Annotated in this window: 2 protein-coding genes and 1 pseudogene; 2 read left to right on the top strand and 1 reads right to left on the bottom strand. The window is 75.5% G+C overall.

The annotated features are described in order from the left end of the window. Window positions 1-440, top strand: a pseudogene (locus HCJ92_RS22815) (hypothetical protein); the annotation flags it as partial. 106 nt (window positions 441-546) lie between these two features. Here the strand turns inward: HCJ92_RS22815 and HCJ92_RS22810 are convergent. Next, on the bottom strand, window positions 547-2391 hold the full coding sequence (locus HCJ92_RS22810; RefSeq protein ID WP_167935499.1) for an acyl-CoA dehydrogenase family protein: 1845 nt from the start codon (window positions 2389-2391) through the stop codon (window positions 547-549). Between the two features lie 216 nt (window positions 2392-2607). On the opposite strand from HCJ92_RS22810, the gene dnaG reads away from it, so the two are divergent. Continuing rightward, the coding region (gene dnaG / locus HCJ92_RS22805; protein WP_167935498.1) for a DNA primase at window positions 2608-4018 on the top strand (1411 nt) is incomplete at its 3' end.

Here is a 4018-nt window from a genome sequence, read left to right as displayed (position 1 = left end):
GCTACGTCCTCTTCGGACACTCCTGGGGCGGGCGGCTGGCCGTCGCGCACGCGGTCGTCCCGGTCGCCGGGCTGGCACTGCTGCTCGCGGCCGGGGGCGGGGCGACGGTGCTCCTGGGCGGACCGGCGGGCGCGGTGGGTGCGCTGCTGCTGTCGGTCCCGGCGCTGGTCGGGGCTGCCGTGGTGAGCGCCTACCGGGGCGTCGTGCCGCCTCATCTGATGATCGGGTCCTCGACACCGGCGGGGGACACCGGGCCGTTCGGCGCCCTGCTGTGGCAGGTGCGCGGGCCGCTGGTGGGGCTGCTCGCAGTGGTGGCGGTCGCCGCTCCGCTGCGCGGCGCCACCGGGGGAGTGGCGAGTGCGGCGGGAACGCTGCTGGTGGGCGCGGGCATGCTGTGGTGGGCTGCCGCGACGGCCCGCCGGACGGCGCGCGGTCGCTGAGGCGAGGCCCACCGGACGACGGCTGCGTCCCGGCGCTCCGCCGCCGCGGCAGAAACGCCCCGGCCCGCTCCGAGCCGACGCCCGGCGGCTCGGAGCGGGCCGCCGGTCAGCGGGTGTGCTGCTGGGGGAGCGGGCGAGGGACGGTAGGGGCGGCGAGCAGCGGGAGCGAGGCCAGGTGCGCCTCCGGCAGGCCGAAAGCGCCGACCAGGGTGGCGAGGGACGGCGCCAGCCTGTCGACCAGGTCCCCGCGGAGCGCGGGCAGCGCCGCGGCCTGGCGGGTGGTGAGCGCGCCCAGCGTGATCAGCAGCCCGGAGCGGGCCTCCACCTGCCGCAGCGCGAACAGCGCGCACATCCGGTCCAGCAGCGACCGCGCCCCGGGGTCGTCCGCGCCGTCGGCGGCGGCCCGGAAGGCGTCCGCCGCGACGCCCACCACGTACGCCTCCACCAGCTCCAGCGCGGCGGCCGACGCGGCGTTCCACCTGCGGAACACCTCGGCGGAGCCCTCCCGCGCGGCTGCCCCGCCGGCGGCGGACCGGAGGTCGCGGCGGGCCACGATCTGCCAGTGCCGCTCCGCCGCGCGGAGCGCGTGCCGCAGGAACACGGGATCCGTGGGGTCCTCGTCCCCGGTCGCCCGGGGCGGGACGGCGCCGGCGTCGGCGTCGTGGCCGAGGATCATCTCCGCGCCGGCCCGGCTCCACACCGCCAGGTTGTCCCCCTCGGCGGTGATCGCCCCCTCGATGTCGGCGAGGTACGCGGCGAGGTCGTTCACCGGGAACATCCCGCGTGCGCCGCACCGCTCGCGGCTTTCGACCACGACCTCCCTGCCGCGCCAGGTCAGCCAGCCCTTGGCGACCGCCACCAGCCGTGCCGCCGCCTCCTGGTCGGGGTGCCTGCCCGTCCAGCGGTCGGTGACCTCCCGGTGCAGGAACGTCATCGCGTAGGCGGTCGTCGTCGCGGTGAGCAGCCGCTCGCGGTGGGGCCGGTACGCGGTCAACGGCACCCGGCTGCCTGCCGCCGGGCCGGAGACGGTGCGCAGCGCGCCGTAGCGGGCGGCGATCGCCACCGCCGACCGGGCCACCCCCACCGCGCACGCGCTCATGCAGAGCTTCCCGGTGGTGACGCGGTCGATGCTGTGGAGGAAGCGGCGCCGCACCCCGCCCACCTCGCTCGCGAACCGCCCGTCGCTCAGGATGCGGCCGTGCGGGCCCTGCACCAGTGCGCTCGCGGGAAGCGTCACCCGGTCGAAGGAGGTGAGCGAGTGGTCCACCGGGGTCCCCGCCCGCACGGGCAGCGGATCGACGCGGACACCCGGCAGAGCGCGGCCGTCCGGGCCGGTGAGCGGCGCCAGGAAAAGGAAGACGCCCTGGTCGCTGCCGCCGGTCATGAGCCGGGCGGCGACCACGCCGCTCTTGGCGCCACCGGCCGGTCCGGTGTTCGGCATGTACTTGCCGGCGTTCGGGTGCGGGGTGTGCAGCACGAACGTTCCGTCGACCGGGTCGTGGTGCGCGAGGGTCTCCAGAGCGGGTGCGTCGTTGCCGTGCCCGACCTCGGTGCAGAGGAAGGTCCCGATCCGCCGCAGCGAGGTGTAGTCGGACAGGTCGCGCGGGGCGGAGACGCCGTCGTCCAGCAGGCTCCCGAGGAACAGGTTGTAGTGGATGCCAGCCACCGTGGCCAGGGCTCCGTCGCGCTGGCCCGTCCACTCGTGCAGGGCCGCCAGGGCGCGGGGCCGTCCGGCGAGGAGCTCCGCCGGCAGCGGTAGGCGCCGATGGAGTTCGCGCAGCCGGTCGTAGGCGGCCTGGCCGTGGGGCGCGCCCGGCTCGGGGAGATCGGCGAAGGGCACCCCGGAGACGGCGTCGCGCCAGGCCGGGTGGAGGGAGGGAGCCGCCCCGTCCCGGAGGACGGCGTCGGCGAGGGAGCGGTCGAGGGCGCGGCCGGGCCCGTCCGTAAGCATGGTCACGGACCCCTAACGCCTCCGGGGCGCGCGGGGAAACGAGGGCGGCGCCCGGCGGTTCCCGCACCGTCTCGCGCGCCGTGCGCGCGCCTGTCGCGCGCCGCCCCCCGCGCCCCGTGGCGACGTCGTCGGGCTCCCGCCCGGACCGGGGCGGGTCACGACACGGTCCGGCCGGGCGGCCGGGAGCTCGCCGGCGGGCGGCCGTATGCTGAACGCGTGGCGGGCAGGATCAACGACGAGGACGTGAAGGCGGTACGGGACGCGGTCCCGATCGACGCCGTCGTCTCCGACTACCTCCAGCTGCGCAACGCGGGCGGGGGCAACCTCAAGGGGCTGTGCCCCTTCCACGACGAGAAGTCGCCGTCGTTCCACGTCAGCCCCAGCAAGGGCTTCTACCACTGCTTCGGCTGCCAGGAGGGCGGGGACACCCTCGACTTCGTGATGAAGCTGGAGCACCTCTCGTTCTCCGAGGCGGTGGAGCGACTCGCGGCCCAGACAGGCATCACTCTCCGCTACGAGCAGGGCGGTTACGGCCGGGCCAGCCAGGCGGGGGAGCGGACGCGGCTCGTCGAGGCGCACAAGGCCGCAGCCGAGTACTTCGCCGACCAGCTGTCCTCCGCGGAGGCCGAGATCGGCCGCCGTTTCCTGGCCGAGCGCGGCTTCGACCAGGCCGCCGCCCAGCACTTCGGTGTCGGGTACGCCCCGGCCGGTTGGGACCATGCCACCCGCTTCCTGCGCGGCCGGGGGTTCACCGACAAGGAACTGATCACCTCCGGCATCTCGCAGGACGGCCGACGCGGCCCGATCGACCGGTTCCGCGGCAGGCTCGTCTGGCCGATCCGCGACATCACCGGCGAGGTCGTCGGGTTCGGCGCCCGCCGGCTGCGCGAGGACGACCAGGGCCCCAAGTACCTCAACACGCCGGAGACGCCGATCTACCGCAAGTCGAACGTGCTGTACGGCATCGACCTGGCGAAGAAGGACATCGCCAAGGACGACCGGGCGGTCGTCGTCGAGGGCTACACCGACGTCATGGCCTGCCACCTGGCGGGCGTCACCACAGCCATCGCCACCTGCGGCACCTCCTTCGGCGAGGGGCACATCAAGATCCTCCGCCGGCTGCTGATGGACAACTCCCGCTCCGAGGTGGTCTTCACCTTCGACGGCGACGCGGCCGGTCAGAAGGCCGCGCTCCGCGCCTTCGAGGACGACCAGAAGTTCGCGGGCAAGACCTGGATCGCGATCACCCCCGACGGGCAGGACCCCTGCGACCTGCGGCTCGCCAAGGGCGACGAGGCGGTGCGCGACCTGGTCGACGGGCGCAGCCCGCTCTTCGAGTTCGCGATCCGCTCCGTGGTGACGGAGCACAACCTGGAGACGGCGGAGGGGCGTTCGGCCGCGCTCGAAGCGGCGGCGCCCATCGTCGCGCAGATCAAGGACGGCTCCATCCAGCACGAGTACGCGGTGCGGCTCGCCGGCCTCGTCGGCATCCCCGACGAGCAGTTCGTCGTGCGGCGGGTGAGCCTGCTGGCACGGTGGAAGCGCGAGGGGCGCGGCGGCAAGGGCGGCGCAGGCGGACCGGGCGGCCCGGGCGGACCGGGCGGCCCCGGGCAGGGCGGTGCGGGCG

Origin of the sequence: Streptomyces spiramenti, assembly GCF_012034385.1 — a bacterium.
In the GTDB taxonomy this organism is placed as follows: Bacteria; Actinomycetota; Actinomycetes; order Streptomycetales; family Streptomycetaceae; genus Streptomyces; species Streptomyces spiramenti.
This window is presented reverse-complemented; position numbering and strand designations above follow the sequence as displayed.

What these genes read in the sequence shown, in the direction of transcription:
- HCJ92_RS22810 (WP_167935499.1), bottom strand. Translation starts at nt 2,391, where the DNA reads ATGCTTACGGACGGGCCCGGCCGCGCCCTCGACCGCTCCCTCGCCGAC.